30 protein-coding genes are annotated in these 26,972 nt (G+C 59.5%); 26 read left to right on the plus strand and 4 right to left on the minus strand.

What is annotated here, in order from left to right; translation table 11 throughout:
- Positions 1-160: 160 nt before the first annotated feature.
- The 6 genes from AADW57_RS11310 (at position 161) to AADW57_RS11335 (ending at position 5,627) form a co-directional block, all read left to right on the plus strand.
- Complete coding sequence (locus AADW57_RS11310; protein WP_341667002.1) at positions 161-625, plus strand: tripartite tricarboxylate transporter TctB family protein; 465 nt, start codon at positions 161-163, stop codon at positions 623-625.
- A gap of 11 nt (positions 626-636) precedes the next feature.
- Complete coding sequence (locus AADW57_RS11315) at positions 637-2,181, plus strand: tripartite tricarboxylate transporter permease (RefSeq protein WP_341667003.1); 1,545 nt, start codon at positions 637-639, stop codon at positions 2,179-2,181.
- A 53-nt stretch (positions 2,182-2,234) separates the two neighbouring features.
- The gene (locus AADW57_RS11320) at positions 2,235-3,182 is read left to right on the plus strand and encodes a Bug family tripartite tricarboxylate transporter substrate binding protein (protein WP_341667004.1); all 948 of its coding nucleotides are present in this window, start codon (positions 2,235-2,237) and stop codon (positions 3,180-3,182) included.
- Between the two features lie 71 nt (positions 3,183-3,253).
- A complete protein-coding gene (locus tag AADW57_RS11325; RefSeq protein WP_341667005.1) occupies positions 3,254-3,646 on the plus strand; it encodes a RidA family protein in 393 nt (130 codons plus the stop codon).
- 2 nt (positions 3,647-3,648) lie between these two features.
- Complete coding sequence (locus AADW57_RS11330) at positions 3,649-4,923, plus strand: NAD(P)/FAD-dependent oxidoreductase (RefSeq protein WP_341667006.1); 1,275 nt, start codon at positions 3,649-3,651, stop codon at positions 4,921-4,923.
- A complete protein-coding gene (locus AADW57_RS11335; protein WP_341667007.1) occupies positions 4,920-5,627 on the plus strand; it encodes an aspartate/glutamate racemase family protein in 708 nt (235 codons plus the stop codon). The genes AADW57_RS11330 and AADW57_RS11335 overlap by 4 nt, the downstream gene beginning before the upstream one ends.
- A gap of 3 nt (positions 5,628-5,630) precedes the next feature.
- On the opposite strand, the gene AADW57_RS11340 is transcribed toward AADW57_RS11335, so the two are convergent.
- Both AADW57_RS11340 and AADW57_RS11345 read right to left on the minus strand, forming a co-directional pair.
- The gene (locus AADW57_RS11340; RefSeq protein WP_341667008.1) at positions 5,631-7,220 is read right to left on the minus strand and encodes a class I SAM-dependent methyltransferase; all 1,590 of its coding nucleotides are present in this window, start codon (positions 7,218-7,220) and stop codon (positions 5,631-5,633) included.
- A 154-nt stretch (positions 7,221-7,374) separates the two neighbouring features.
- Positions 7,375-8,136 (minus strand): RNA polymerase sigma factor FliA, encoded by a 762-nt coding sequence (locus AADW57_RS11345; RefSeq protein ID WP_341667009.1) that lies wholly within the window; start codon positions 8,134-8,136, stop codon positions 7,375-7,377.
- Between the two features lie 234 nt (positions 8,137-8,370).
- Between AADW57_RS11345 and AADW57_RS11350 the strand changes: the two genes are divergently transcribed.
- The 20 genes from AADW57_RS11350 (at position 8,371) to fliR (ending at position 24,316) form a co-directional block, all read left to right on the plus strand.
- Complete coding sequence (locus AADW57_RS11350) at positions 8,371-8,772, plus strand: flagellar protein FlaG (protein ID WP_341667010.1); 402 nt, start codon at positions 8,371-8,373, stop codon at positions 8,770-8,772.
- A gap of 88 nt (positions 8,773-8,860) precedes the next feature.
- Positions 8,861-10,258 (plus strand): flagellar filament capping protein FliD, encoded by a 1,398-nt coding sequence (gene fliD, locus AADW57_RS11355; protein WP_341667011.1) that lies wholly within the window; start codon positions 8,861-8,863, stop codon positions 10,256-10,258.
- A 6-nt stretch (positions 10,259-10,264) separates the two neighbouring features.
- Positions 10,265-10,696 (plus strand): flagellar export chaperone FliS, encoded by a 432-nt coding sequence (gene fliS / locus AADW57_RS11360; RefSeq protein ID WP_341667012.1) that lies wholly within the window; start codon positions 10,265-10,267, stop codon positions 10,694-10,696.
- A 71-nt stretch (positions 10,697-10,767) separates the two neighbouring features.
- Positions 10,768-11,103 (plus strand): flagellar protein FliT, encoded by a 336-nt coding sequence (locus AADW57_RS11365; protein ID WP_341667013.1) that lies wholly within the window; start codon positions 10,768-10,770, stop codon positions 11,101-11,103.
- Positions 11,100-12,320: a flagellar hook-length control protein FliK gene (locus AADW57_RS11370; RefSeq protein WP_341667014.1), complete on the plus strand. Its 1,221-nt coding sequence runs from the start codon at positions 11,100-11,102 to the stop codon at positions 12,318-12,320. The genes AADW57_RS11365 and AADW57_RS11370 overlap by 4 nt, the downstream gene beginning before the upstream one ends.
- A complete protein-coding gene (locus AADW57_RS11375) occupies positions 12,310-12,645 on the plus strand; it encodes an EscU/YscU/HrcU family type III secretion system export apparatus switch protein (RefSeq protein ID WP_341667015.1) in 336 nt (111 codons plus the stop codon). Before AADW57_RS11370 ends, AADW57_RS11375 begins: the two co-directional genes overlap by 11 nt.
- 122 nt (positions 12,646-12,767) lie before the next feature.
- Positions 12,768-13,103, plus strand: a complete 336-nt coding sequence (gene fliE / locus AADW57_RS11380) for a flagellar hook-basal body complex protein FliE (RefSeq protein WP_341667016.1) — start codon at positions 12,768-12,770, stop codon at positions 13,101-13,103.
- Positions 13,104-13,227: 124 nt separating this feature from the next.
- Positions 13,228-14,946 (plus strand): flagellar basal-body MS-ring/collar protein FliF, encoded by a 1,719-nt coding sequence (gene fliF, locus AADW57_RS11385; RefSeq protein ID WP_341667017.1) that lies wholly within the window; start codon positions 13,228-13,230, stop codon positions 14,944-14,946.
- Complete coding sequence (gene fliG / locus AADW57_RS11390; protein ID WP_341667018.1) at positions 14,933-15,943, plus strand: flagellar motor switch protein FliG; 1,011 nt, start codon at positions 14,933-14,935, stop codon at positions 15,941-15,943. The genes fliF and fliG overlap by 14 nt, the downstream gene beginning before the upstream one ends.
- Before the next feature lie 34 nt (positions 15,944-15,977).
- Positions 15,978-16,721 (plus strand): flagellar assembly protein FliH, encoded by a 744-nt coding sequence (fliH, locus tag AADW57_RS11395; RefSeq protein WP_341667019.1) that lies wholly within the window; start codon positions 15,978-15,980, stop codon positions 16,719-16,721.
- A gap of 5 nt (positions 16,722-16,726) precedes the next feature.
- Positions 16,727-18,178, plus strand: coding sequence for a flagellar protein export ATPase FliI (fliI, locus tag AADW57_RS11400; RefSeq protein ID WP_341667020.1), 1,452 nt, complete (start codon positions 16,727-16,729; stop codon positions 18,176-18,178).
- A gap of 2 nt (positions 18,179-18,180) precedes the next feature.
- Complete coding sequence (fliJ, locus tag AADW57_RS11405; RefSeq protein WP_341667021.1) at positions 18,181-18,630, plus strand: flagellar export protein FliJ; 450 nt, start codon at positions 18,181-18,183, stop codon at positions 18,628-18,630.
- Between the two features lie 14 nt (positions 18,631-18,644).
- Complete coding sequence (locus tag AADW57_RS11410; RefSeq protein WP_341667022.1) at positions 18,645-19,931, plus strand: flagellar hook-length control protein FliK; 1,287 nt, start codon at positions 18,645-18,647, stop codon at positions 19,929-19,931.
- A 161-nt stretch (positions 19,932-20,092) separates the two neighbouring features.
- The gene (locus AADW57_RS11415; protein ID WP_341667023.1) at positions 20,093-20,626 is read left to right on the plus strand and encodes a flagellar basal body-associated FliL family protein; all 534 of its coding nucleotides are present in this window, start codon (positions 20,093-20,095) and stop codon (positions 20,624-20,626) included.
- Positions 20,626-21,633 carry a flagellar motor switch protein FliM gene (gene fliM / locus AADW57_RS11420; RefSeq protein ID WP_341667024.1) on the plus strand — a complete coding sequence of 336 codons (1,008 nt, stop codon included), beginning with the start codon at positions 20,626-20,628 and terminating at the stop codon, positions 21,631-21,633. The genes AADW57_RS11415 and fliM overlap by 1 nt, the downstream gene beginning before the upstream one ends.
- A complete protein-coding gene (gene fliN / locus AADW57_RS11425) occupies positions 21,630-22,142 on the plus strand; it encodes a flagellar motor switch protein FliN (protein ID WP_341667025.1) in 513 nt (170 codons plus the stop codon). The genes fliM and fliN overlap by 4 nt, the downstream gene beginning before the upstream one ends.
- 11 nt (positions 22,143-22,153) lie before the next feature.
- Positions 22,154-22,459: a flagellar biosynthetic protein FliO gene (gene fliO / locus AADW57_RS11430; protein WP_341667026.1), complete on the plus strand. Its 306-nt coding sequence runs from the start codon at positions 22,154-22,156 to the stop codon at positions 22,457-22,459.
- An 8-nt stretch (positions 22,460-22,467) separates the two neighbouring features.
- Entirely contained in the window at positions 22,468-23,235 is a 768-nt protein-coding gene (fliP, locus tag AADW57_RS11435; RefSeq protein WP_341667027.1) for a flagellar type III secretion system pore protein FliP, read from the plus strand.
- A gap of 9 nt (positions 23,236-23,244) precedes the next feature.
- Positions 23,245-23,514 (plus strand): flagellar biosynthesis protein FliQ, encoded by a 270-nt coding sequence (gene fliQ / locus AADW57_RS11440; RefSeq protein WP_341667028.1) that lies wholly within the window; start codon positions 23,245-23,247, stop codon positions 23,512-23,514.
- A gap of 16 nt (positions 23,515-23,530) precedes the next feature.
- Positions 23,531-24,316, plus strand: coding sequence for a flagellar biosynthetic protein FliR (gene fliR / locus AADW57_RS11445; protein ID WP_341667029.1), 786 nt, complete (start codon positions 23,531-23,533; stop codon positions 24,314-24,316).
- 13 nt (positions 24,317-24,329) lie between these two features.
- Here the strand turns inward: fliR and AADW57_RS11450 are convergent, their stop codons facing one another.
- Complete coding sequence (locus AADW57_RS11450; protein WP_341667030.1) at positions 24,330-25,016, minus strand: 3'-5' exonuclease; 687 nt, start codon at positions 25,014-25,016, stop codon at positions 24,330-24,332.
- Positions 25,013-26,923 (minus strand): DUF294 nucleotidyltransferase-like domain-containing protein, encoded by a 1,911-nt coding sequence (locus tag AADW57_RS11455; protein ID WP_341667031.1) that lies wholly within the window; start codon positions 26,921-26,923, stop codon positions 25,013-25,015. Before AADW57_RS11455 ends, AADW57_RS11450 begins: the two co-directional genes overlap by 4 nt.
- Positions 26,924-26,972: the final 49 nt, after the last annotated feature.

Below are 26,972 nucleotides of genomic sequence, written 5' to 3' on the forward strand. Positions count from 1 at the left end.
AATTGATGAAGTCCTAAAAAAATAAGATTTGCGCTGATCTACTGATTTAGCCACTATCTTAAATAAGACTAAATAGGGTTGAACCCGACAAACGGCCGTCAGCATAGACGCCGATAAAGAAACATGGAGACAAACATGAACCGGAAACCGAGGGGGTCGCATGGTTAAGCCCCGCATCAATATGGCCTTTTCCAGCGCCATCATCCTGATTTCTATCCTGATTCTAAGCAATGACTCGTTGGTGAGCGGCGGCGTCCAGACCGAGCTGGGCTCTTTGTTTCTGCCCCGTATCATTGCGGTTCTGATGATTGCCCTGGCGCTTGGAATAGGCCTGCCCGCGCTATTGGGCATTCTGCGCCACACGCATGCCACCGACAGCGACGGCCGCGCACACGATGCCATCGGCGTATGCCTGTACCTGGCCATCCTGCTGGCGTACTGGGCTGGCATACCGTGGGTCGGTTTCATGGTTGCCACACCTCTTGCCATGCTGGCCATCGGCTGGCTGCTGGGTGCCAGAAAATTCTTACCTTTGTTGGCAATCAGCGTGATCACCCCCTTTGTGATCGACTATGGCAGCCGCACGTTCTTACGTGTGTTCCTGCCTGGCTGGTCCCTGGGCTAAGGGGCGCGAACATGTCTGATATTTTGCATAACTTCGTGGCGGGTCTAGGTGCCGTCCTGGCCCCCGGCCCCATCCTGGCCATCGTGGCCGGCGTATGCATAGGGATATTCTTCGGTGCCATACCGGGAATTTCCGGCATTATGGCCATCGCCATCGTCCTGCCGCTGACCTTTTACGTCGATCCGGTCATCGGCATCGTCATGCTGCTGGCTATCTACAAAGCCGGTATCTATGGTGGCTCCATTTCGGCCATCCTGATCAATACGCCGGGCGCTGCCGCCTCGTTCCTGACAGCCCAGGATGGCCATGCCCTGGCCAGAGCCGGCAAGGCCGGCAAGGCCTTGACTATGGCGCTGTACGCCTCGGTTACGGGCGAAGCACTGGCAACCCTGGTCCTGATCTTTGTTGCCGCCCCGATTTCGGTACTCTCGCTGCAGGCCGGTCCGATCGAAAAAGTCTTTCTGCTGATCTTTGCCTTTACCGTCGTCGGTTCAATGACGGGCGAATCTATTACCCGCGGCATGCTCTCGTGCTGCCTGGGCATGCTGTTCGCCATGGTCGGCATGTCACCCATTACCGGAGCAAGCCGCTTTACCTTCGACATTCCTGCCCTGATGAGCGGGTTTACCTTCCTGCCCGTATTGATGGGCGTGCTGGTCATGCCGGAAGTCATCGAAGCCGTCAAGCGTCGCCGGGCCTCGCCATTGCCCCTAAGCAGCTCCACTTCCAGCAATCCGGATGACAAACGAGTGACTTGGCCAGAGTTCCGCTCGGTGCTGGGCACGATTCTGAAATCCACTGGCATAGGCACCTTTATTGGAGCACTGCCGGGGCTAGGTTCCAGCGCCGCCGCTTTTATGGCGTACGGAGAGGCCAAACGCTCTTCCAAAAACCCTGACGAATTCGGCAAGGGTTCCTTACACGGCGTGGCCGCTGCCGAGTCGGCCAACAATGCCGTGTGCGCATCCAGCATGATCCCGATGTTGACACTGAGCATTCCCGGCGACGATGTGACCGCCTTGCTAATGGGTGCCTTTCTGATTCACGGCATTACACCCGGCCCCACGATCTTTTACGAACATACTGACGTTATATACGGGATCTTCGCCGGCTTTCTGATCACCGACCTATTTTTGCTGATTATTGCGCGGGCCGGCTTCCGTTTCTGGACACGCTTGGCCTCGGTGCCCAGCTACTACATTTTCCCCTGCGTGACGGTCTTTGCCTTCTTCGGAGCCTATACCGTGAACCAGGAAATGTACGACATTTTCCTGCTGATTGCCTTCACCATCCTGGGCTGCAGCATGCGTCGCCTAGGCCTGAGCGCAGCGGCCTTCATCATCGGTTTTATCCTGACGCCGCTGCTGGAGCAGAACCTGGACCAGGCTATCACTATTGTAGGCACGGACTACGGCATGCTGGCCCGGTCGCCCATGGTCTGGGTATTTGTGGCACTGAGCCTGTTCTCGGTGTACTCCGCGCTGCGCTTGCAACGGAAGAGCCGCAACCGACGCACGGCCATCCATCCTCACGAAGAAACACAGGCCCGAGCCTGAGCCCATTTACTAAAACGGGAGGGCCATGACCCGCCCATTACGGAGACAAAACCATGAGACACCTACGCATTTCCATCCTGGCCCTTAGCACTGCTGCAGCCACCGTAATTGCCACAAGCGCCGCTGCTGCCGACTACCCCAGCAAGCCCATCAACGTCATTGTGCCCTGGGGCGCAGGCGGCGATTCGGACCTGACAACACGGCTATGGGCCGATGCAATGGAGCAGGAACTGGGCAAACCTGTCGTAGTCATCAATAAAGCCGGTGGCGGCGGTGTCATCGGCACCACCTTTGTCGCCAACAGCAAGAAGGATGGCTACACCTTGATCAACGCAGGCCTGAGCAATATACAAGTCACCCCGAACTTCAGCAAAACCCCATACGACATCGACAGCTTCGAACCTGTGGTCAAGCTGTCCTCGGTGCCGTTCGGCATTCTGGTGCCGGCCGACAGTCCTTATAAAACCTTTCAGGACTTTATTGCCGCCGCCAAGACCGGCTCCCTGACTCAGGGCTCCTGGGGAGCCGCCTCCTCAGGCACCGTGCTGGCCAGCATTGTGGCCGATCAGGCAGGCTATACCGTCAGATATGTACACGGCAACACCACAGCCGAATCCATGGTGGACTTGATAGGCGGTCACATCGATTCAGCCGTGTCCTTTCCACCCGCCTTCGGCCCCCACGTCAAATCCGGGCGTGCCCGCCTGCTAGTCTTGAATCAGGCCATGGACGAATACCCGGGTGTACCGACTTTCGCAGACTTCGGGATCAAAGGCTCATTCGAGGGCTGGTCAGGTATCTATGCGCCCAAGGGCACGCCTAAAGAAGCCGTCGACACACTGATCGCGGCCACCGCCAAGGTCATGGCTAAACCGGACGTTCAGGCTGCCTACGCCAATATGGGGGCAAATGTGGATTTTCGCAGTGGCCCTGCCTGGATACAGGAAACACGCGAAACCTATGACCTGATGAAAAACGCCGCCACAAAAATGAAGCAATAAACTCACCCCTACTCATAGTCACAAAAACCGGCCTGTTCGCAAGCCGCAAGGACCCTTTTGCGCCTTAAATCATGAATATTGAACGCTATCACTCCAACCAACGCATGAGCCAGATCGTTGCCTGTGGCCCCACCGTTTACCTGGCCGGCCAAGTGGCGCAAGATCCCTCTCAGGATATCGAAGGACAGACCCGCCAGGTTCTGGCCCAGATCGAAACTTTGCTGACGCAGGCAGGCAGCCATAGGTCACAGTTGCTGACCGTGACCATCTGGCTGGCAGACATTCAGGATTTCCAGCACATGAACAAAATCTGGGATGCCTGGGTAGATACGGCTAACCCGCCTGCACGCGCTTGTGTTCAGTCCCCTCTGGCCAGATCGGAGCTAAAGGTAGAAATGCAGGTGACGGCCCTGCGCCATATTCCAGGCCAAACATCTTCCCACATGGCCACAGCCGGAGCCTGACCATGAGCGACAGCCTGCATGTAGGCGTCATCGGCGCGGGCATAATTGGTCTGGCCACCGCACTCTGGTTACAGCGCGCGGGGTGTCGGGTGACGCTGCTCGATCAGCAGGAGCCCGGTGAAGGCACCTCATCGGGCAACGCTGGCGTATTCGCTGACTATGCACGGGTTCCCTTCGCCAGCATGGCACAACTGAAACAACTGCCCAGCCAATTGCTGGATCGTCAAAGCCCGCTGTCGATACAGGCCAGCTACCTTCCCCGGCTGCTGCCTTTCGGCCTGCGTTTCATAAAGTCCTGCGGGCCGGAACAGTTTCTGGCCGGATGCCGGGCAATGGCACAGTTGCAGCGCACCACGCTGCACGACGATCATATCCTGCTGGATGCCACCCATGCACATGATCTGATCCGGCATAAGGGTGCGCTGGCCTTGTGCTCGACCGAGCAAGGCTTGCAGCAAGCCAGGCAAGGCCACCTGAAACTACGCGCCGAGCTGGGCACTGAAATTGTGATGCTAAGCCGCCGGGAAGCGGCCGACTTGGAGCCCGCCTTGGGCGATTTCCATGCGGGTGGCGTCTACTACCCCAACACACGTTTCACCGTCAGCCCCCTGGCCCTGAGCCGACGCTACGCGGCACACTTTATCTTGAACGGCGGCCGCCTCATCCGGACCAAGGCAAACCGACTGTCGCCCGAGCCACAATCCTGCCTCGTAAACGCAGGTGATCAAGACCTGCGCTTTGATCACATCGTCATTTGCAGCGGCGTGGCCAGCGCAAACATGACGGCTGCTCTGGGAGCCCACATTCCACTGGCCAGCGAACGCGGCTATCACCTGATGCTGGATGACTCCGATATTACTTTGCAACGCCCCATCGTCTGGCTGGACAAGGCCACGTTTCTAACACCGATGCAAGATGGCATACGCGTGGCCGGCACGGCCGAATTTGCGCACGATACTGCCCCGCCCAATCCGGCACGCAGCGCCTTGATGAGACAGACCGCCCAAACCATGCTCGGACACATGCCCAATGTGCTCTCGAGCTGGGTCGGCAGTCGCCCGTCCACCCCCGATTCACTGCCGGTCATCGGACGTTTGCCGGGGCAGCAGCGTGTATGGGTCGCATTTGGCCACGGCCATCTGGGTTTGACGCTATCCTCAGTCACAGGCCGCCTGATCAGCGAAAGCCTGCTGGCCGGCCGCGAACTGCCCGAAATCGCCCCCTATTCCCCCTCCCGATTCACCAGCAGTACTGGAACAAGGACCCGCACACCATGATTCTCAATGGCGGATACAACTACTACGGCATCCCGCTGGGCGTGATCTCGCTGGACTCGCGTTTTCCTAAACCACCCAATCACATCAAACACGCCGCCAGCTTTGACTTTCCCATCTTGTACAAGACCGTCAAAGGGGCCACTGTCGCCCGGTTGATCAAAGAACGCGATCCAGCCCTACTGGCACCATTTCTGGACGCCGCCCGCGAACTTGAACAAGAAGGCGTCAAGGCTATTACCGGCAGCTGTGGGTTTCTGGCGCTATATCAAAAAGAAATCGCAGCAGCCGTATCGATCCCGGTTTTTATGTCCAGCCTGATTCAGGTGCCTTTGGTGTCCCGCATGCTGGGCGCAGATCGCGCCGTAGGAGTCGTGGTGGCCGATCAGCACTCACTGACCAGGGAGCACCTGCACGGTGTGGGCATTAGCGACGAGCCTATCGCCATTGCCGGCATGCAAGATCAACCGCAGTTTCGCGACGTGATCCTGCAAGCCCAACGCAATGATCTGGATATGGAACGATTTGCCCTTGAGCTTGACCAAGTGGTCGATGCCCTGCTAGCTGAACACGCCAACGTGGGAGCACTGGTCCTGGAATGCACAGACCTGTCACACTTCGCCCTCGCTCTGCAGGCCCGCACGGGCCTGCCAGTGTTTGACCTGAGCAGCCTGAGCCGCATGGTCGTGGCAACGACGGGACCATGAGGCTCAGGCCCGCATCAGCCCCTGGCGCACCAGCAGTTGCTTGAGGTCAGCCACTAGCTTGACGGCTTTGGCATCCAAGTTGCGCTGACCTTTCAAGCTGGCCCCATCGTTATCGGGAACTCGGCCCGCAGTCCAGGCATCGCACAAGACGCGACGGATATCAACATCGCTACCGCCCCCCTTAACCATATACTGCAATACGAAATGCTCCGCTGCCGTCAATTGAGTATTGGCACTATCGTGCCAGCGATTATATTGGCCTATACCCTCGTGAATTTTGCTGCGCCACTCCAGCAAAGATGTAAAGCCAGCAAGCAAGCCTTGCGATGTCCACGCCCAAGACGTTTCATCATCTAACTCCATATTAAAACGACCAAAATTAAACATCGCCTCCAGTGCTGCCTGTGCCTTTTCGGGAGTCTGAACGCCGGGAACGAGCATCAAACGCTGAGCAAGCTCCACACCACTGATCGCATGTGGCCATGCTTGATGCAAAGTCTCCATAGCAGCTTGCAGCCCGACCTCATCAATATGGAGCGACTCACCCCGAGCCGTTCGATAGACACGTACTTGGTCATTAGAGCCATCATTTTTCTTAACTGGCTCGAAGTATCCTGCAAAACGAAGTTCGCCTAAGCGACTCATATCTGGACTATTCAATACTTCGCCTTCTCTACCAGCATGCACCAACATACTTTTGCGAAAATTACGCCCTACGGCGAAGTCCAGATACTGCTGACGCATCAAGCGATTACGACCAAAGGCTATCAGGCTATGATTAAGCTGAACATTTCTCCCGTACAAGTGACTACTTTCCAATCTAGGCTCAGAATCTCCTACATGTATAAGGCCAGCCTGTTGAGCTGCGTCGGCGAACTCGACGAAATAGCAGGGATTGTTAAAAGTTTCCAGATATTCGTGGGCGATGTAATAGTCGGTATGCGCCTTTAGCTGCTGCACGGCACTGAGCAAAGACGGACGCAAGGAATTGCCAGCGGCCAGACCATCAGACAGCAAGGTCAGCATCGCCTTGGCACTTTCGACCTTTTGATCTTCGTCGGCAAAATGGCTGTGCAGCAGCATGGCGTCGCGCACGATTTCACCAGCCTTCCAGCCAGGATAGGTGTTGTAGCTGATATAGGCCAAACCTTCAGGCGACAGATTTTCGCGACACACACGCAAAATATCCTGACGCACTTCGGGCGGCACCCAGCTGAACACGCCATGCACAATGATGTAATCGAACTGCCCGAATTCAGGCGTGATGTCGCTGATGCTCATGGCATGCAGTTGAACATTTTCCAGCCCCATGTGCCTGAGCAAAGCCTGTCCCTGCTCGATCTGCACCGATGACAGATCCACCCCGACAGCCTGAGCCTGCGGGTACAACGCGGCGAAAGGGATCAGGTTGCCGCCGGCTGCGCAACCCAATTCCAGCACCCGTGCATGGCGCAAGGGAACGGTCTGAATGCCATACAAAAAAGCCGCCGCCCGCAGATGTGCCGGAGCCGTGTATGAAAACGGATTGGACGTATAAGGGCGTTTGTCGTAAGCGTCTGCAATCTGTTGATCAAAATCGACAAGGGCTTCCACATTGGGCTCCGGCAATATGCAAAACAATCAGGATAGTCTGTGCATACCGCTTGCAAACCCATGATCAAACACCTAAAAAGCCCGGCTTTTCAACAAGAGCAACAGCAAACCAGCAAATTCGGACATATGTCAGCCGGGCACACTGCCCGTGCTTTCACAGCAGAAACTGAAACTCCGCGCTGTCGGACATGGCATCCCATTGGTCCTTGGCCAAAGCAGCACGGATGCGCGCCACGGCCTGACTGCGCAGTTGAGAAACACGGCCTTCGGTCACGCCCAGCACCAAGGCGATTTCTTTCTGATTCAGATCCTGCTCGAACTGCAGCGACAAAAGCAGCTTTTCGCGCTCTGGAAGCTGGTCTATGGCGCGGATCAAAGCCCCACGCAGGCCCTGCGAGGTCAGAAGGTTCAGCGGATTATCGAAGTAGGCCTGCTCGCGGGTCTCGTCTTCCAGAAACTCCAGGGCATCGGTTCCGCCATCCGAATGCCGGGTCAGATCTTCGTAGTGAATGACTTGCACACCCGCCGCTTCGTCCAGCAAAGCATGATACTGCTCCAGCTCCAATCCCAAGGCCTGCGCAATTTCCGATTCGGCCGGCTCACGCAGCAGTGACTGGCGTAAAGTATTGACGACGGTCTCGATCTGCTTGGCCTTGGAGCGCACGCTACGCGGTAGCCAGTCCTGGCTGCGCAACTCGTCCAACATGGCACCCCGGATACGCGTGACAGCATAAGTGTCGAACTGCGCCTCGGCCACCACCTGATAACGCCGCACCGCATCCAGCAATCCCATCATGCCGGCCTGCATCAAATCATCCAATTCCACACTGGATGGCAGGCGCGACACCAATTGGAGGGCCTGTCGGCGCACCAAAGGGGCATACTGCTCGACCAGGGCGTCTTCAGAACGGGGCATAGGCGGGCGCAAAATCCGGAGAATAATGATCACCTTATTCTGCCTGCCGCCTTGCCGGCACAGTCCGCAAATAAAGCGGACTTTCGCCATCTTATTCGCCCTTTATGCACGCAAGCCGGAAAAACCCACTAAAGAAGCGTCATTCCGTGCCGTAATCGTAACGATAAAGCTACAGGCGCCAATATCGACTCGATTGCGGGGGCCTGTCACCAGGCCCCATTCAGGAGAGATGTCATGATCAATCCGGTTTCATCACAAACGACGGCTTTGGCCCCCCTAGCCCCTCCAGCCGATCAGAACCCTGGCACTGCCCAGCCTTCGGCAGCAACCACGGTAACTCCGGTCGCCGAAAGCAATACGGACACACAACTGCAGCAACGCTGGCCTGACAAGCGCGAACCCGTGCCTGGCATGGTCAATACGCTAGACGACACACTGGAGCAGATCAATGATTCGCTGCAGGCCTGGTCTACCGGAATACGCTTTGATATGGACGACGAAGCCCAGCGCCTGGTGGTCTCCATCGTGGACAACAGCACCGGCGAGGTGCTGCGCACCGTTCCTTCGGATGCGGTCATACAGATCGCCAAAATGATTGTGCAGCTGCAAGGCAATACCGTCAGCGTCAAGGCATAAAACCAAACAAGCATCGAAACATCCCATAGACATGGGCTTTGCGCGCGACACAATCGCGACAAAATAAGACATTACAGGAGTATTGGACATGGCTATTTCTTCGATTGGCATCGGCTCCGGTCTGAAACTGGACGAGCTGCTCGCGAAGCTGCGCGCATCCGAAAGTGCGGCGTTGACCATCATCCAGAACCGCCAGCTTGAAAACGCCAACCGCATCTCTGCCTATGGCAAGCTGAAAAGCACTATCACCGCGCTGCAGACAGCCGGCAAAAGCCTGAACGACACTACCTTGTATGGTGCCGTCAAGGTCAACGCAAGCAGCGAGGCGATCACGGCCACGGGCAGCAATCAGGCGACCCCAGGCCAATACAACATTATTGTAGAAAATCTGGCTACCAAGCAGTCCCTGGCCACCAAGCGCATGGACTCGCGCGATAACCCTATTGGCCTTGACGGCAAACTGACTGTCACGCTGGAAAACGGCCAGGAACACACGCTGGATTTGCAGGGCAAGGACACCTCGTTGCAAGGCATCATGAAGGCCATCAATGCAGACTCCAAACTGGGTGTGTCGGCCACTATCATCAATACGGGCGATGCCACGCACCCTTACCAACTGGTGTTGACCGCCGCGGACACGGGCACCCAGGCTGCCGTCAAGACGATTTCCGTGCAAGGCAATAATGCCTTGAGCGACATGGTGGGCTTTCCGGCCTCGCAGCCAGATCCGGCTCAGCCTGCACGCGGAATGGATGTGCTGACCACTGCCGTCAACGCCAAAGCCAAGGTCAACGGCATCGAAATCACCAGCCAGAGCAACACCCTTAAAAATACCGTAGAAGGCCTGACGATCACGCTGAACAAAGCGGGGCCTGATCCGATCTCGCTGGACGTCACGCGCGACGACAGCATCCCGACCAAAGCCATCAAGGATTTTGTCACTGCTTACAATACGCTCAACAGCACCGTACGCTCGTTGACGACGTACGATGTGGAAAACAACAAAGGCTCACCCCTGACCGGCGACTCGATTTCGCGCCGCGCGCAGTCCAACCTGCGCTCTGCCTTGAGCTTTGCCACCAGCGAAGGGGACTTGCGCACGCTGTCGTCGATCGGCGTAACCGCCGATCCGAAAACCGGCGATCTGGTCGTGGACGACAAAAAGCTGGCGGCCTCTTTGCAAAACAATATGGACGATGTCCGGCGTTTGTTCGTGGGCGACCAGGCCATTGGCAACCGGGTCGTGAAAGCAGCGGACGAGTACGTCAAGAAAGAAGGTTTCATCGATAACGCCACCGAGGGTGCCGACAAAATCGGCAAGACCTTGGCAAAACAAGCCTTGGCTACTGCCGAGCGCATCGACAACAAGATCGAGGCCTACCGCAAACAATTCGTCCAACTGGACAAAATGGTCAACCAGATGCAAGGCATCAGCAGCTACTTGACCCAACAACTGTCTATGCTGGGCAATGCCGGCAAAAAATAAACACCCATGAGCTATCCTGCCCCTTCCCGTCGTTTCGGCCAGCAATCAGCCCGGGCCTATGCCCAGGTGGGCCTGGAAACCCAGGTCCTGAGCGCCAGCCCCGAACACCTGATTACCCTGTTGTTCAACGGTGCGCGCGCAGCCATCATGCAAGCACGCCTGCACATGGAAAACGGCAATATAGCGGGACGCGGGCAGGCTATCTCGAAAGCATTGGACATTGTGGACTCCGGCCTGAAAATGGCGGTAGACCAAGACAAAGGCGGCGATCTGGCCCGCAATCTAGTGGCGACTTACGACATTATTCTTTACAACCTCATGCAGGCCAACCTGCGCAACGACCCGGAAAAACTGGCGTTGGCCGAACGCATGCTGGTTGACATTGCCGACGCCTGGACAACCAGCGTCGACGCTCAACGGACCCAGGCTCCGGCCTGAGCCCAGGGCAGGCAGAATGGCAGCACCTCTGCACCCCCCACTCTTTTGCGCTTCACGCGCCTGGTACGAATATGAGCGAAACGCCTAGCCTGATCGTGGATCAATACGAAACCATTGCCGGCATCACACGCCACATGCTGGAACTGGCCCGCACTGCGCGCTGGGAAGATGTCCTGGAGCAGTCCGAAATCTATCAGCAAGCCGTAGAGCGGCTCAAGAACATGGAAGAGCTATCCGTGTCCGACAAGCAGGCCCGCCGCCAATTGCTGACGCAAATTCTGGAAAACGATGCCCAGATCCGTCATCTGGCCATGCCCGAATTGAGCCGGCTCGGTGCCTTGCTGGGTAATATGAAACGCCAGCAAACCGTACTGCAAGCCTACTACGCCCCCGGCGTCCATTCATGAGCATTGGCGGTCCATCCCCTTTGGGGACGCTGCTGATCCAGCGGCTGGACGCTGTGCTGGGCATAGGCACTTCCCAGCAAAGCAATATCGCCAACGGTGCCCGACCGGACGCCATCAGCCAGACGCCGGGCAGCACTCGCGTAGAGCGCCCGGAGAACAACCCCGGCCGCGACCCACGCCAAAGCGTCGATCACGTACGCGCTCAGTCCCAACACCAGACCTCGACGCCGCAGCGCACCCAGCATGGCCGCGTTCCGGTCGACCCCGCACTACTTAACAGCGGTCCCAATACCGCCAGCACGCCATCGGCCCCTACCACATTGGGGCGCACAGCCCAGTTTATTCTTGCTCTGCTGGAGCGCTTTCCCGACCGCGCCCCTCCGGCACAAGGCCGCCAGGCCTTACTGCCCGGCGAGCCGGAAACAGCGCCTTCACAACGCCCGGCTGCGGACACCTCCGGCACCGCGCGCCCCGGCCAGACACCCGCGCAAACTGGCGGATCATTGGCCCAGACACTGGCGCAGCAACGTCTGCCGCTGCCTGCGGGCGGCAGCCCTACCTCCGGCATCGCCCCACCAGGCGCACAGTCCCCGACACTGCAAGGCTCCGAAGCGGGTGCCGCGCTGGCACGCCACTTCGCCCAGGCCCTGCCCCACGCCCTGCAACACAGCGGCCTGTTCTACGAATCCCACCTGTCTGACCTGCATTTCGGACAACGCAACGCCGCCCAGTTGCAACAGGAACCCCAGAACGCCTTGCTCCGCCCGGCCGCCGCTTCCGAGCAGGCTGCCCCCGCTCCTTCCAGCACGACCAGCACGGCCCAGGCCGCACAAAGCGAACAGCCCCAGGCTCTACTGGTGCGCCAGCAACTGGATGTGCTGGCCAATCAAACCATCCAATGGCAAGGGCAGGCCTGGCCACAAACCGACATGGACTGGACCGTCCAGCGCCATGAAAGCAGTTCGGCCGACGAGCCCGAGCACTGGTCCAGCACGTTGCACCTGAATTTACCTACGCTGGGCCCGGTCACACTGCGACTCAATCTGCTGGACCAACAGTTGCTGGTCAATATCCAGGCCGGGCAATCCGCTCCTTACCTGGACGAGCACAGCATGCCGCTGCGCGAACGCCTGCAGGAACAGGGGCTGCATCTGAGCCAACTGCACATCCAGGCCGACGCTCCAGACGAAATGGACACCGCCCACCATGCCGGCTGACCAGTCCACTCATCGCCCGCAGGCCATCGCCCTGCGTTACGATCCACAGGACAGCGCCCCCCGCGTCGTTGCCAAAGGCTACGGCACGTTGGCCGAAAACATTTTGCGCACCGCGCGCGAACATGGCTTGTATGTCCACGAATCACCAGAACTGGTCGGCCTGCTGATGCAGGTAGACCTGGATCGACATGTCCCACCCCAGCTTTACCAGGCGGTAGCCGAACTGCTGGCGTGGCTATATGCGCTTGAACAAGGCCACCCCAAGGCCAAATCCGCCCTGCAGGCTCTGGAAAAAGACGCCACGCCTGATCGCCCTGTTCCATAAGGCAAGAAAAGCCCCTGTTTTTGGCGATAGATACCCTGCTTGGCCTTCGCCGCAAACCGTTACATTAAGCAAGCTGCCCGAATCTGCATGCGCAGCCCATTGTGATTATGTGACAAGCGAATATGTCGATCTCCAATCTTTCCAGCATTGAACACGTTCTGGCCCAGATGCGCGCCGTCGCTCAAGCAGCCGGGGTACCGGCCGCGCCTGCTCAAGCCGCTTCATCGCCCGACAAGGGCGGATTCGCCGCCGAGCTGGCTCGGTCGCTAAGCCGAGTGTCGCAGGCCCAGAGCGCCGCCAATGCCCAGGCCCAAGCGTTCCAGCTGGGCGAACCGGGCATCGCACTGAACGATGTGATGATAGACCTGCAAAAAGCCAGCATCGCGTTCCAAGCCACTGTGCAGATGCGCAACCGTCTGGTCGCCGCCTACCAGGAAGTGGCCAGCATGCCGGTCTAAGGCTGCGCCTTCTTTTTTGTCCAGCGGCAATCGCCTCTTTTTCTCACCGCCAGCCTGAGCCCGCCCTGATTTGAACTCCACTGATTCCATGCAGAACCCCGCATCTGCCTCACCGAGCTCACCCATGAGTCAGACAGCAGAAATGCTGAGCCGAATTCCTGGCTACGATACCTTGCGCGCCTTACCCAAGGTCGCCCTGATCGGCCTGGGGGCCGCCTTGATCGCGCTGGTCGTCGCACTACTGATGTGGAGCCGCAGCCCCTCCTATCAGGTATTGTTCTCCAACCTGGACGATCGGGACGGCGGTGCCATTGTCTCGGCACTGGGTCAGATGAATGTGCCCTACCAGTTCAACAGCACCGGCACGGCTTTGCTGGTGCCCAAGGAGCGCGTGCATGAAGCCCGCATGCAACTGGCCGCGCAAGGCCTGCCCCGCAGCGGCAATGCTGGTTTCGAACTGCTGGACCAAAGCCGTTTCGGAGCCAGTCAGTTCAACGAACAGGTTACCTACCAACGCGCGCTCGAAGGCGAGCTGGCCAACTCCATCAAGGCCGTACACGCTGTCCAGGAAGCGCGCGTACATCTGGCCATGCCCCGCGAAACACTATTCGTGCGCGACCGACAGTCCCCGACTGCCTCGGTGGTGGTGTCGCTCTACCCCGGCCGCAGCCTGACCGAAGGCCAGGTCGCCGCCATCAGTTGGCTTATTTCTTCCAGCGTGCCCAACCTGGCCGCCGACAAAGTCTCCATCATTGACCAGAATGGTCGCCTGCTGACCGCCCCCAGCGGCGAATCAGGTACAGACAGTCTGCAGCGCAACTTTGTCAACGACATTGAGTACAGAGCAGTACAACGCATTCTGACACTGCTCAACCCACTGGTCGGCGCAGGCAATGTACGCGCCCAAGTGACCGCCGAAGTCGATTTCTCGCGTCGCGAACAGACATCCGAAGTCTACAAGCCCAACCAGGCCCCCGGACAGGCCGCGGTGCGCAGCCAACAGACCAGCTCCACCTTGCAGCGCAACATGCCGCAAGCGCAAGGTGTGCCCGGCGCGCTCAGCAACCAGCCTCCGGCCAATGCCACCGCCAATATCGTCAATCCGCCCCAAAGTCAGGACAACCAGGGGCAAGAGAACCAGGCCCAGAACCCCAACAGTAATACAGCAGCCACCACCCCTGCTAACCCGAGCGACGACCCATCCCTGGTCACGCTGGCTGAACAGGCACGCTTGCTGCAAAGCGCCGGCAACGCCCGCAACGACGCCACCACCAACTACGAAGTCGATCGCACCATCAGTCACGTCAAAGGCCCGATGGGACAATTGAGCCGCCTGTCGGTCGCCGTCGTTGTCAATTACCGCAACAAAGACGACGCCAACACACCGCTGGAACAGGAAGAGCTGGATAAAATCCGTGATCTAGTCAAACAGGCCGTAGGCTATTCGGACGAACGTGGCGATACCCTCAGCGTGGTCAACGGCCTGTTCAACGAACAAGGCGATTCCGCTCCACCTTTCTGGAAGAATCCGGAATATCTAGAGATCGCCATGGATCTGATTAAGTACCTGGTTTTTGCCTTCATTCTGTTCATGGCCTGGCGCATCGTGGTCAACCCCATCATCCAGGGGCTGATCCAGGCCAAGGCCAACTCGGATGCCCGCGTCGAGCGCCAAAAAGAAGACAAAGCCCGCGAACAGGCAGCCCAAGAACGCGCTGCCGAAATGAACCGCTACGAAGATAATCTGAACACGGCACGCACCATGGCCCACAGCGATCCACGCGCGGTCGCCATGGTCTTGCGTTCCTGGCTGAGCAAAGAAGACAAAAATGAAAACGGCTAAAGCAGACGACAGCATCGAGCGCAGCGCCATCCTGATGATGTCGCTCGGTGAAGATGCGGCAGCCGAGGTGTTTCGTTACCTCTCGCCGCGCGAAGTGCAGCAACTGAGCACGGCCATGGCGTCGCTCAAGCAATTGACCCGTGCCGACATGGACGAGGCCCTGGAGAGTTTTCGGCAGGAAGCCGACCAGTTCATGGCCGTCACCCTGGACTCCAACGCCTACATCCGCTCGGTTCTGACCAAGGCCCTGGGTTCGGACCGCGCCGCCGGCCTGATCGAGGACATCCTGGAAGTGGGCGAAGGTGCCAGCAGCGGCATAGACGCGCTGAACTGGCTGGATGCTTCCAGCGTGGCCGAACTGATCGCCGACGAACACCCGCAGATCATCGCCACCATTCTGGTGCACCTGGAGCGCGACCGCGCCGCCGACATCCTGGGGCATATCCCCGAGCGGCTGCGCGATGACGTGGTGCTGCGCATTGCCACCTTCGGCGGCGTGCAGCCAGCAGCCCTGAACGAGCTGACCGAAGTGCTGAACTCCATGCTTTCGGGCCAGGGAGCCAAACGCAGCAAAATGGGCGGCCCGCGCACCGCCGCCGAAATGCTCAATTACATGAATGCCAGCACCGAAGAGTCCGTGCTGAACAGCCTGCGCACCATGGACGCAGATCTGACCCAGCGCATCGTGGACGAAATGTTTGTCTTCGAGAATCTGGCCGATATGGAAGACACGGCCATCCAGCTGCTGCTCAAAGAAATCGAAACATCCGCGCTGACCATTGCCTTGAAGGGCGCTCCCGAAGAACTGCGCGACAAGTTCTTTCGCAACATGTCCAACCGCGCGGCCGAAATGCTGCGCGAAGATATTGATGCGCAAGGTCCGATTCGCATGTCCAAGGTCGAGCAAGAGCAAAAAGCCATCGTGCAGGTCGCCCGCAGATTGGCCGAAAACGGCCAGATCACGCTGGGCGGCATGGGCGGGGACGAATATGTATAACGCGCCTGCCAAGCGCTGGCACAGGGGCATGTAAGTGTCGGGGCATCCCAAAGGCGCATCCGCCTACGCCGATCTGCAGGAAAGCTGGAGCCGCTGGCAGATGCAGGGGCTGGACGAACCTGCGCCGCAGCCAGAGCCGGTAGAACCCGAGTTCGAGCCGCCCAGCGAACAAGAGCTGCAACAACAGCTAGATGAGCTGCGAGCCCAGGCACAGGCGCAAGGACATCAAGAGGGATACCAGGCCGGGCACGAACAAGGGCATGCAGCCGGTCTGGCCGCCGGACAGGAAAGCGGTCATGCCCAAGGCTACGAGGCCGGCATGGCAGCGGGCCTGGCCCAAGCCCAGGAGCAGATTGCCGAACACGCGCAGGCGTTCATCGCCATCAACCACGCCTGCAGCCAGTCCATCGAAACATTGGACCAGGAAATCGGCCAGGCCCTGATCGGACTGGCAACCCGCATTGCCGAACATGTGCTGCGCAGCACCCTGAATGAGCAGCCTGAACGCATCAAGGATCTGGTGGCCGATGTATTGCGCGCCGATCCCGGCGATACCAGTGCACTGCTGCTGTCCTTGCATCCGGACGATATCGCCCTGGTGCGCGAGTACCTATCGGAAGAAGCCGAACAGCGTCCTTGGCGCTTGCAGCCCGATGCCACCTTGCAGCGCGGCGACTGCATAGTCCGCTCGGCCTACGGCGACATCGACGCGACGCTGGCCACCCGCTGGCAGCGCGCCCTGTCTGCCTTGGGCCTGAAACCGGACCAGAAGGACTAAGCGCCATGCCGCATCGTGCCTATTGTCCTTATGCCGATGCCCCCGATCGCTGGCGCGCCCAGTTGTTATCGGCTCAGCAGCGGGTCCAAGCCATTGAGCCCACCCTGCGCAGCGGCCGCGTCGTGCGCGCGACCGGCCTGGTGCTGGAAGCCACCGGCTTGAAGCTGGCGGTTGGGGCAGCCTGCAAAATCGAACTGTCTGCCGCTCAGGACATCTGGGCCGAAGCCGAAGTGGTGGGGTTTCAAGGCCAATCCCTGTACTTGATGCCGCTGGCCGACACCTCCGGCCTGCCGCCCGGCGCGCGCGTTGTTCCCGTGGAGCCCGATGTACAGCCGCCCGTGCCACTGCCCTGCTCCGAGCAGCCCGACACTCTGCCTGCCCAGGCGCGTTCGCGCCATGTGCCAGTCGGCATGGGTTTGCTGGGTCGGGTGGTCGATGGCAATGGACGCCCTTTGGACGGCCTGGGGCCGATTGACGCCGACGCGTCCGTCTCGCTGAACCATACCCCGCCCAATCCGCTCAATCGCAGCCCGATTGACACCGTGCTGGATGTCGGCGTGCGCGCTATCAACGGATTGCTGACCGTAGGACGAGGACAGCGCATGGGCCTGTTTGCCGGCTCTGGGGTGGGCAAGAGCGTATTGCTGGGCATGATGGCCCGCTATACCCAGGCCGATATCATCGTCGTGGGCCTGATCGGCGAACGAGGCCGCGAAGTCAAAGAGTTCATCGAACACAATCTGGGCCAGGACGGCTTGCAGCGTTCGGTCGTCGTGGCCGCGCCGGCCGATGTCTCGCCCTTGCTGCGATTGCAAGGCGCTGTCTACGCCACCCGCCTGGCGGAGTTCTTCCGCGACCAAGGCAAAAATGTACTGCTGATCATGGACTCGCTGACCCGCTATGCCATGGCGCAGCGGGAAATCGCCCTGGCCATCGGCGAACCGCCGGCCACCAAAGGCTATCCGCCGTCGGTCTTTGCCAAGCTACCCGCCCTGGTGGAGCGGGCCGGCAACGGCGAGCCCGATGCCCAAGGGCGCAGCGGCTCCATTACCGCGTTCTATACGGTACTGACCGAGGGGGACGATCAGCAAGACCCGATTGCAGACTCGGCCCGCGCCATTCTGGACGGCCACATCGTCCTGTCGCGCAGCCTGGCCGAAACCGGCCACTACCCGGCCATCGATATCGAAGCGTCCATCTCGCGGGTCATGTCGGCCATTGTGCAGCCCGAACAATACAGCATGGTGCACCGTTTCAAGGGCCTGCTCTCGAGCTATCAGCGCAACCGCGACCTGATCGCTGTGGGTGCCTACACCCGGGGCAACGATCCGCGCATCGACGAGGCCATCGAACGATACCCCTGGTTGGAAGCGTATCTGAAGCAAGGCATGCAGCAGCGCGTGGATGTCGAACGCGCATTTGACGAACTGAATGCGGTACTGAATCACGGACCATGACCATGAAATCCCATTCGTCCTTGAACACCTTGGTTGAGCTGACCCAAAACCAGGTGGACGAAGCCGGCCGCCAGCTTCAAGAGCTGAACAGCCAGCGCGAGAACGCCGCCACACAGCTGGACACACTGCAAAATTACCGGCAAGACTATGCCCAGCGCCTGCTCGATGCCGGACAAACCGGGCTGTCTATGGCGAACTATCACAATTTCCGGCGCTTTATCGCCACATTGGACGACGCCATTTCACAGCAAAATAAGATCATCCTGTCGCTGGAAGGCAAGATTCAAGAAGGACGCCAGCACTGGCATGCGCAACAGCAACGCCTGAATGCCTATGAAACCCTGATTGATCGTCGCCTGCTGGAACAGCAACGCCACCAACAACGGATGGATCAACGCGCCAGCGACGAAATCGCCGCCCGCCTGTTCGCCCGCAGCCAGACAGCCTATTGAGCACGCGTACGCCCATGACTTTGCCCACCCAACTGGTTCTGCCTGTAACGGTTCCTAGCGTCAAGGATAGTCCCGCCGTCAAGGACACCCATGCCAGCTCGACGTCCCAGCCCGCCGACAATACGTTTGCGACGCACCTACAAGCACGTCAGCAAGACATACAGACGTCGGCCCGCGCCAAACGCGATACCGAACCAGGCAAAACCACTATACAGACTCCTGCCGGCGACATACTCCCCGCAGACACAGAACACGATCTGGCCGCTTTGCTCGATACCGAGGAACCCCTCGCCCCGGAAACAGACGAAACAGATCAGAACTTGCCCAACCTGGCTCTTTCTATCCTGTCTGAAGTTCGGGCGCTACGCCAAGGCAGCGCACAAAGCGATGCGGCACCGACAGACACGTTGTCCGGCACCCCAAAAGCCGATCCGCGCCAACCTAGTCACGATCTGGTCGCGACGCTAAAGAAAATGGCCGATGCACCGCTTGTTCAGGCAAACACCGCTTCGCCGGGCAGCACGGATATTTCCTTGCCAAACAAAGCGGCCCCGGTCGATGTTCCCATTTTGCCCGGCATCGCCGATCCGGCCCCCCGTCCTGCACGGCCGGCCAGCGGCATCGGACAATGGGCGGGCGTACAAGCCCAAAATAATGGACAGCCTTTTGCCTTGCGGCCCGAGGCCCTTGCCGAGACCGCGCATGCCGTGACGCAAGAACCTCGTCTGACCGTGGAAACGCCCACAGCCACACTGGATACGGCAAGCTCGGTCCGTCTGCCCGTAATGCCAGCCAGCCAGCCGGCCATGGCCCCGCTGCCTGCCGCTGTTGCGCCGGTCCTACAAGCCAGCATTGCCACGCCCATACACTCCCCCGACTGGAGCGCCGCGCTTGGTCGACAGTTCATCTCTCTGGCTCAGCAGGCTCAGGGACAAATCCAAAGCGCCGATATTCGCCTGGACCCACCCGAACTGGGCCCTTTGCGCATTACTCTGCAAATCCAGGACGGCGTGGCCCATGCCATGATCACCTCGCCACACGCCCAGGTGCGCCACGCCATCGAGCAATCTTTGCAGCAGTTGCAACAGCAGTTTGCCGACAACGGCCTGTCCCTGGGACAGGCCGACGTGGGCGACCAGCATGCCTCGCATCAGCACTTCCAGGAGCAACTGGCTGCCCAGCGTCAGAATAACGGACAACCCGGCTTTAGCCTGGATACCGGTGCGCAGACGGCCATGACCCCCGAAGCGGCCCAATCGCGGGTGCTGAATCCGGATGCGCTCGTGGACACCTTCGCCTGATCGCCCTGCTGTTGTCAAAAAGCATGATCAAGCTTGAAAAGCAGCGTCTATTCAGTGGGCCTGTCCTGCTCTGCCTCGGGCACAATACCCGTGGGAAGCTGACAGGCCCGACGTACGCTTGCCCCCCTGTATTACGCTAGTTACCGACTGCTCACATTCTCATGGCCCGAAAAGCACCCACCAAATTTGCTCGTCTGATCAAAACCGGTCTGCTGGTTCTGTTTATTGTCGCCGCCAGCGTGGGCGCTACCTTGTATTACTCCTGGCAGCAAGACAGCCCGCCCGACTGGCTGAAAAAATGGACCGACAGCAGCAAACCCGCCGCTGCGGCCGACTCTTCCTCCCAGGAAACGGTGCCGCCGCCAGTCACCGTCCAGACAAAACCCATTTTTGCCCCGCTGGACCCCTTTACCGTTACCCTGAACGAAAACGGGCGTTCGCGCATTCTGTACGTAGGCATCACCTTGCGGGTGCAGGACGATGGCTCACGGGCCATGTTGCTGGAGTACATGCCCATGGTGCGCGACCGGGTCCTGAAGATTCTGGCCGAGCAGCAGCCGTCCCGCATCCAGACACCGGAAGGCCGCCAGGCCCTGGTCCAGCAGCTTACCGCCGGGCTTAAAGAGCCCTACACCCCTAATCCGGCCATCCCGCGCATCAACGATGTCCTGTTCACCGCCTTTGTCATCCAATAATGTCGTATCAGAGCTTCCTATCCCAAGACGAAGTCGATGCACTGCTGGCCGGTGTCACCGGCGAAGGCGCTGACGCCAAACCCCAGGACGAAAACACCTCGGGAGTACGCGCTTACGACCTGACTTCGCCCGACCGCGTGGTGCGCCATCGCATGCAGACGCTGGAGCTGATCAACGAGCGCTTCGCCCGTCGCCTGCGTTCGACCATGCTCAGCTTCATGCGTCGCAATGCCGACATCACCGTAGGCTCCATCCGCATCCAGAAATACTCGGATTTCGAGCGCAACCTGCCGGTGCCCAGCAACCTGAACATGATCTCGCTCAAGCCCTTGCGCGGCGTGTCCCTGTTCACTTTCGATCCGAATCTGGTCTTTCTGATCATCGACAGCCTGTTCGGCGGCCACGGCCGCTATAACACCCGTGTCGAAGGGCGCGACTTCACCACCACCGAACAGCGCATCATTCAGCGCCTGCTGACCCTGACACTGGAGAGCTATTGCGGCGCCTGGGAATCCATCTACCCGCTGGAAGCGGAATACATGCGCTCGGAGATGCACACCAAGTTCGCCAGCATCAGCAGCGGCAACGACATTGTGGTGGTCACCTCGTTCAACATCGAGTTCGGCGCACAAGGCGGCAACCTGAACATCTGCTTGCCCTACTCCATGATCGAGCCGGTGCGCGACATTCTGACCCGGCCACTGCAGGATACCGGTTCAAACGCCATCGATCAGCGCTGGACGCAACAGCTCTCGCGCCAGGTGCGCAGCGCCCAGGTCGAACTGATCGCCGATTTCGTGAACATAGACATGACCATCGCCGGGCTCACCCAGCTCAAGGTCAACGATGTGCTGCCCATCGACATCCCCGACCTCATTCAGGCCCACGTGGACGGCGTGCCCGTACTGGAATGCCGCTACGGCACATCCAACGGCCGCTACGCCCTGCGCGTGCAAAACATACTGGCTACCAACGACACCGACTTGACTAAAGGTACGTCCCTATGACCGACCCTCTCAACCCCAACGACCGGTCTGCGCCCGAGGACGACTGGGCCGCCGCCATGGCCGAACAACAGGCCGGCCAGGCCAATCAGGCTCAAGGCCTGGGCCAGCCTCTGGATGACGACTGGGCCTCCGCCCTGGCCGAGCAGACTGCTGCAAGCACTCCAACCGCCGACCCGACCGCCAGCGCGGCAGCAGCCAGCGCGCTGTTCCAGCCCATCCATCAAAGCCACGAAGGCGGCGGCAGCGACATCGACATGATCATGGACATCCCTGTCCAGCTATCCGTCGAGCTAGGCCGCACTCGCCTGACCATCAAGAATATTCTGCAACTGGGCCAGGGCTCGGTCGTGGAGCTGGACGGGTTGGCGGGCGAACCGCTGGACATCTACGTCAATGGCTATCTGATCGCCCAGGGCGAAGTCGTTGTAGTGGACGAAAAATACGGCATCCGCGTCACCGACATCATCACGCCTTCAGACCGCATCCAGCGCCTGAACGGACGCCGCTAGGACAAGCCGCTATGGACCAGGGCCAGCTCGTCAGAATTATGCTCAGCCTGCTGCTGGTGGTGGGCCTGATTCTGGCGGCAGCCTGGGTGGCGCGACGCGGCGGCATGCTGCGCCAGGGGGGCAACAAACGCCGCATCCATATTCTGGACAGCCAGCGGCTGGGGACGCGGGCCAGTCTGGCACTGGTCCGGGTCGACGACCGCGAAATCCTCATCGGTATCACACCCCAGCACATCAGCCTGTTGCACAGCGACGCAACCCCAGCCGCTGGCAAGGACTTCGACACCCATCTGGATCAGGCTCGCTCGTCCAGCTGATACATCAAATGGCCTCTTTCTTTTTCCCGCTGCACCACCGCCTGCCGGCTCTGGCAACCGTGTTGCTTCTGCTGCTGGCCCCCGTGGACGGCTGGGCACAAGCGGTTCCCGCCCTGACCTCCACGCCCGGCCCGAACGGCGCGCAGACCTGGTCGCTCAGCATCCAGACTCTGGCCATGCTGACCATGATGTCGTTCCTGCCGGCCGTGCTGCTGATGATGACCGGTTTTACCCGGATCATCATCGTGCTGGGTCTGTTGCGCAATGCCATGGGCACCGGCACCGCGCCACCGAATATGGTCCTGGTGGGCCTGGCTCTGTTCCTGACCTTCTTCACTATGTCGCCGGTCTTTGACGAGATCTACGAACAGGCCTACAAACCCCTATCCGAAAACAGCATCAGCTTTGAACAGGCTCTGGAAAAAGGCGCACAGCCGCTCAAGACCTTTATGCTGCATCAGACCCGCGAAGCCGACCTGAAGCTGTTCGGCGACATGGCCGACGTGGGCGAGCTGCAAAGCCCGCAAGATGTTCCCTTGCGTGTCCTGGTGCCTGCGTTTGTCACCAGTGAACTGAAAACCGCTTTTCAAATCGGTTTCACCATTTTCATTCCCTTTCTGATCATCGATCTGGTCATTGCCAGCGTGCTGATGTCCCTGGGGATGATGATGGTGCCGCCGGTGACCATATCTCTGCCCTTCAAGCTCATGCTCTTCGTGCTGGCCGATGGCTGGCATCTGCTGCTGGGTTCGCTGGCCCGCAGCTTTTACCAGTAAAGGACAGCCATGACCCCTGAAGCCGTCATGTCCATGACGTATACCGCGCTCAAGCTGGCCCTGACCATGGCCGGCCCCATGCTGATCGTGGTTCTGATCGTGGGTCTGGGCATCAGCATTTTCCAGGCTGCCACCCAGATCAACGAGATGACCCTGTCCTTCATCCCCAAACTGCTGGCGATGGGCATTACCGTGGTGCTGCTGGGCCCCTGGCTGATCAACACCATGGTCGACTACATGCAGAACCTGTTGCGCGGCATTCCCGGCCTGGTCAACTGAACAAGGCGACAGCAAGGTGCTTCAGGTCACTGCGGAACAGCTTTACGCCTGGCTGAATGCCTTTCTGTGGCCCTTCATCCGCATCCTGGCCACCCTGGCAGCCTTGCCCTTTTACAGCGAGTCAGCCATCCCCAAGCGCGCCAAAGTGGGGCTGGCCGTCTTGCTGACCCTGATTGTGACGCCTACTCTGCCCCCGCTGCCTAACCTGCCGACGGCTTCGTGGACCGCATTGTTGATTGCTGCCCAGCAAGTGCTGATCGGTCTGGCCCTTGGGTTGACCATGCGCATTGTTTTTGCGGCCGTGCAAACGGCCGGCGAATTTATAGGCCTGCAGATGGGTCTGTCTTTTGCTTCTTTCTTTGACCCGGCCACCGGCTCGAACACCGCTGTGCTCTCGCGCCTGCTCAATGTGGTGGCAGTACTGCTCTTTCTGGCCCTGAACGGACACCTGCTGGTGCTGGGCGTGCTGGCACGCACCTTTCAGGTACTGCCTATCGGCCAGGGACTGGCTGATAATGGTTGGGGTGCCTTGCTCGACTGGAGCGGCGAACTGCTGATGTCGGGCATGCTGCTGGCGCTGCCGCTGATTATCGTGCTGCTGGCCATTAATCTGGCCTTCGGCATCCTGAACCGCACCGCCCAGCAATTGACCATCTTCGCGGTGGGCTTTCCGATTACCCTGACCATAGGCTTGATTCTGCTGACCGTGGTGATCCCGCAGACCACCCCGTTCCTGACCCAACTGTTCAATGCCGGCTACGAGGCCATGATGCGCGTCGCCTACGGCTTGGCAAGCCCTTAAGACACGGGTGCGACTAAAACACAGCGGCCTGCCGTTGACGGTTCCGACGTATGGCCTGACGCGCCTGTCCGATAGCATGCAGGCCTTGCTGCTGCGCACGGCTGATCAGCACTTGCAGCAGTTGGGCGCTGGCCAAGGCATCGCCCAAGGCATCGTGACGATCGATGGCCGGCAGACCGCAATACGCCAGGCAATCGTCCAGACCACGCCGCCGACCTTGCCAATTTGGCAAGACACACTCGGCCAGATCGGCTAGATCCAGACACGCAGGCCGCGGCTGACTCAAACCGGCTGCCCGCCATGCAGGAGTCAAAAAAGCCAGGTCAAAATCCGCATCCCAGGCCATCCACAGCGAATTCTGCGCATAAACAGCAAAATCCTGCACGACCTGTTGCAATTCCTGGCCTGCCGCCTGACGACTAGGACTAATTTCGTGAATCAACAGACTATCGTTGCTGCCCTTGCCTTGCTGGCGCACCAGGCCGGACCATAGATTACCCAAGGCAATGGTACCACGCTCCACACGCACAGCGCCGATCTGGACAATATGGTGGCAACGGGCGTCAAGCCCACTGGTTTCCAGATCAAGCACAGTAAATGCCGCCTGCTGCCACATCCAGGTATCGATCTGGGTCCAATCGGGCTGTGTGCCTCGAACCGCCGAGTCCCGCCGCCACGGCCACCAAGCCCGAACGCTCACAGCCGGTACCGCAAAGCCAATATACGCTGGGCGCGGCGCACCTGCGCCAGGGCTTCGCGCAATACCCGCGAGTCCAATGCCCCCAGGCTATCCAACCGGATCAGATTGTCTGCCTCGCCCTGTTGTTGCAATTGCCGCTGATGATGCTGCAGGCGCAGCAGTTGCAGATATCGGTAAGCCTCGTGCAGACCCTCGGACTCCTCGCGTGAAAACACCCCGCGTTGAGTCAAAAAAGCCAGGCGATCCAGCGACGCGGCTTGATCGCAGCCATAGGCCAAGGCCAATACCCGCAGCACATCCACCAGCGGGGCCAGCGCATGCTTTTTAATATCCAGCATGTCCTCGCCCTGCCCCACCAGCGCCTCAAGCCTGCTGCGCGGCTTGCCGCTGGGAATACGAGACTGGCAGGCGCTGTGGGCCAGCATGCGCTGAAACGCCGGATTATCATTGACCATGCCCAGCACGCGCCGCTGCAGACGCTGCAGCACCGCGTCCGACCCCCAAATGGAGCGACAATCGAAATAGATAGTGGATTCCAGCAACTGCTCGGGCGCAGGACGCTCAATCATGACCTGAAAACGTTGCAGCCACTCTTGCTCGGACAGGCACAACTCGGGATTGCTGGCCATAATATTGCCGCTGCACCAGCGCATGCCGCAACGGTCCAGCGCCTCGTTGACCCGGCGCGCAAACGGCAACAGACGTTCACGGCAGGCTTGAGCCTGCGCAGCGGAATCGGCAACAAATAATATGCCATTGTCCTGATCGGTAAAACGGGTTTGCTCTCCCCGCGCCTGACTACCGAACGCCAGCCAGCAAAAATCAATATCCGCCAAGGACTGACTCGGCAGACACAGCTCGATGACCCGCCGCACGGTGTGGTCGTTCAGACGGGTCACCACTGCCGTCAACTGCTCGGGCCGCGCGCCATGCGCCAGCATGGCGTCGACCAAGCGGCCCGTATCGGCTTGCAGTTCCACCAAAGCGGCAATATCGTGGGCGCAGCGCAAGGCCCGCGACAAATGCACCAGATCGACACGCTGCAAAGAAAACACATCCCGCTCGGAGACCATGCCAACCACTTTATGGTCCTGTACCAGACACACATGGCCGATATGGTGCTCTACCATCAACAAAGCAGCGTCGAACGCCGAGGCATCCGGTGCCAACCAGATCGGATTAGCCGTCATGACCTGAGACATGGCCTGCCTTGGGTCGTAATGCCCCCCCGCAATCAAGCGCCGCAAATCGCGCAAGGTAAAAATACCCAGGGGGTGGTCGTCGCCGTTGACCACGACAATGCTGCTGAACTGGCGCTCGTGCATGCGCCGAACCGCCTGTTCGACCGGACAGTCGGGCAGGCAACTGAGTACGCCCCGCTGCGCCAAGGCCTGCAAGCCCATATCCAAGGTATAGCTGGCACCTAGTTCCGCACTGGCATGGGCCTGTGCGGATCGCCACACGCTGGCCAGCAGACTGCTGGCACCACGCAAGCAATATTCCCGAAAGGGTTCGCTGACACTTAGCAAATGCGCCACCGCCTGACCGTCCACGCCAAGCGCAAAACAGTCGTCCAGAACGCGGTAATCACTGCCCAAGGTCTGCCCGCCGATCAGCTCACGCACTGCCAGCACGTCGCCGGCCACATGGTCCACATCCTCGCCCTGCTCCACATTGACGACCTGGCCCTGGCGCAAAATATATAGCGTATCCACCTGTTGCCCAGCAGACAGCAAGATCTGTCCGGACGCAAAAAAGCGCAGCTCACTGTGCTCGATCAGATAGTCACAGTGCTGCGCCTGCATTTGGTTAAATGGCGGATACGCCATCAGCCAGGCCAGGATGCCGGGAGCCTTCTGGCGCACGGCAGTCTTGGCAACGGATTCACCGGGAATAGAGAACGACATGGGATGCTCTGCCGACAGTGGAAACTATTTTATTGTGCCATGCAGCATC

This window comes from Alcaligenes sp. SDU_A2, from assembly GCF_038237375.1.
GTDB lineage: Bacteria > Pseudomonadota > Gammaproteobacteria > Burkholderiales > Burkholderiaceae_B > Alcaligenes.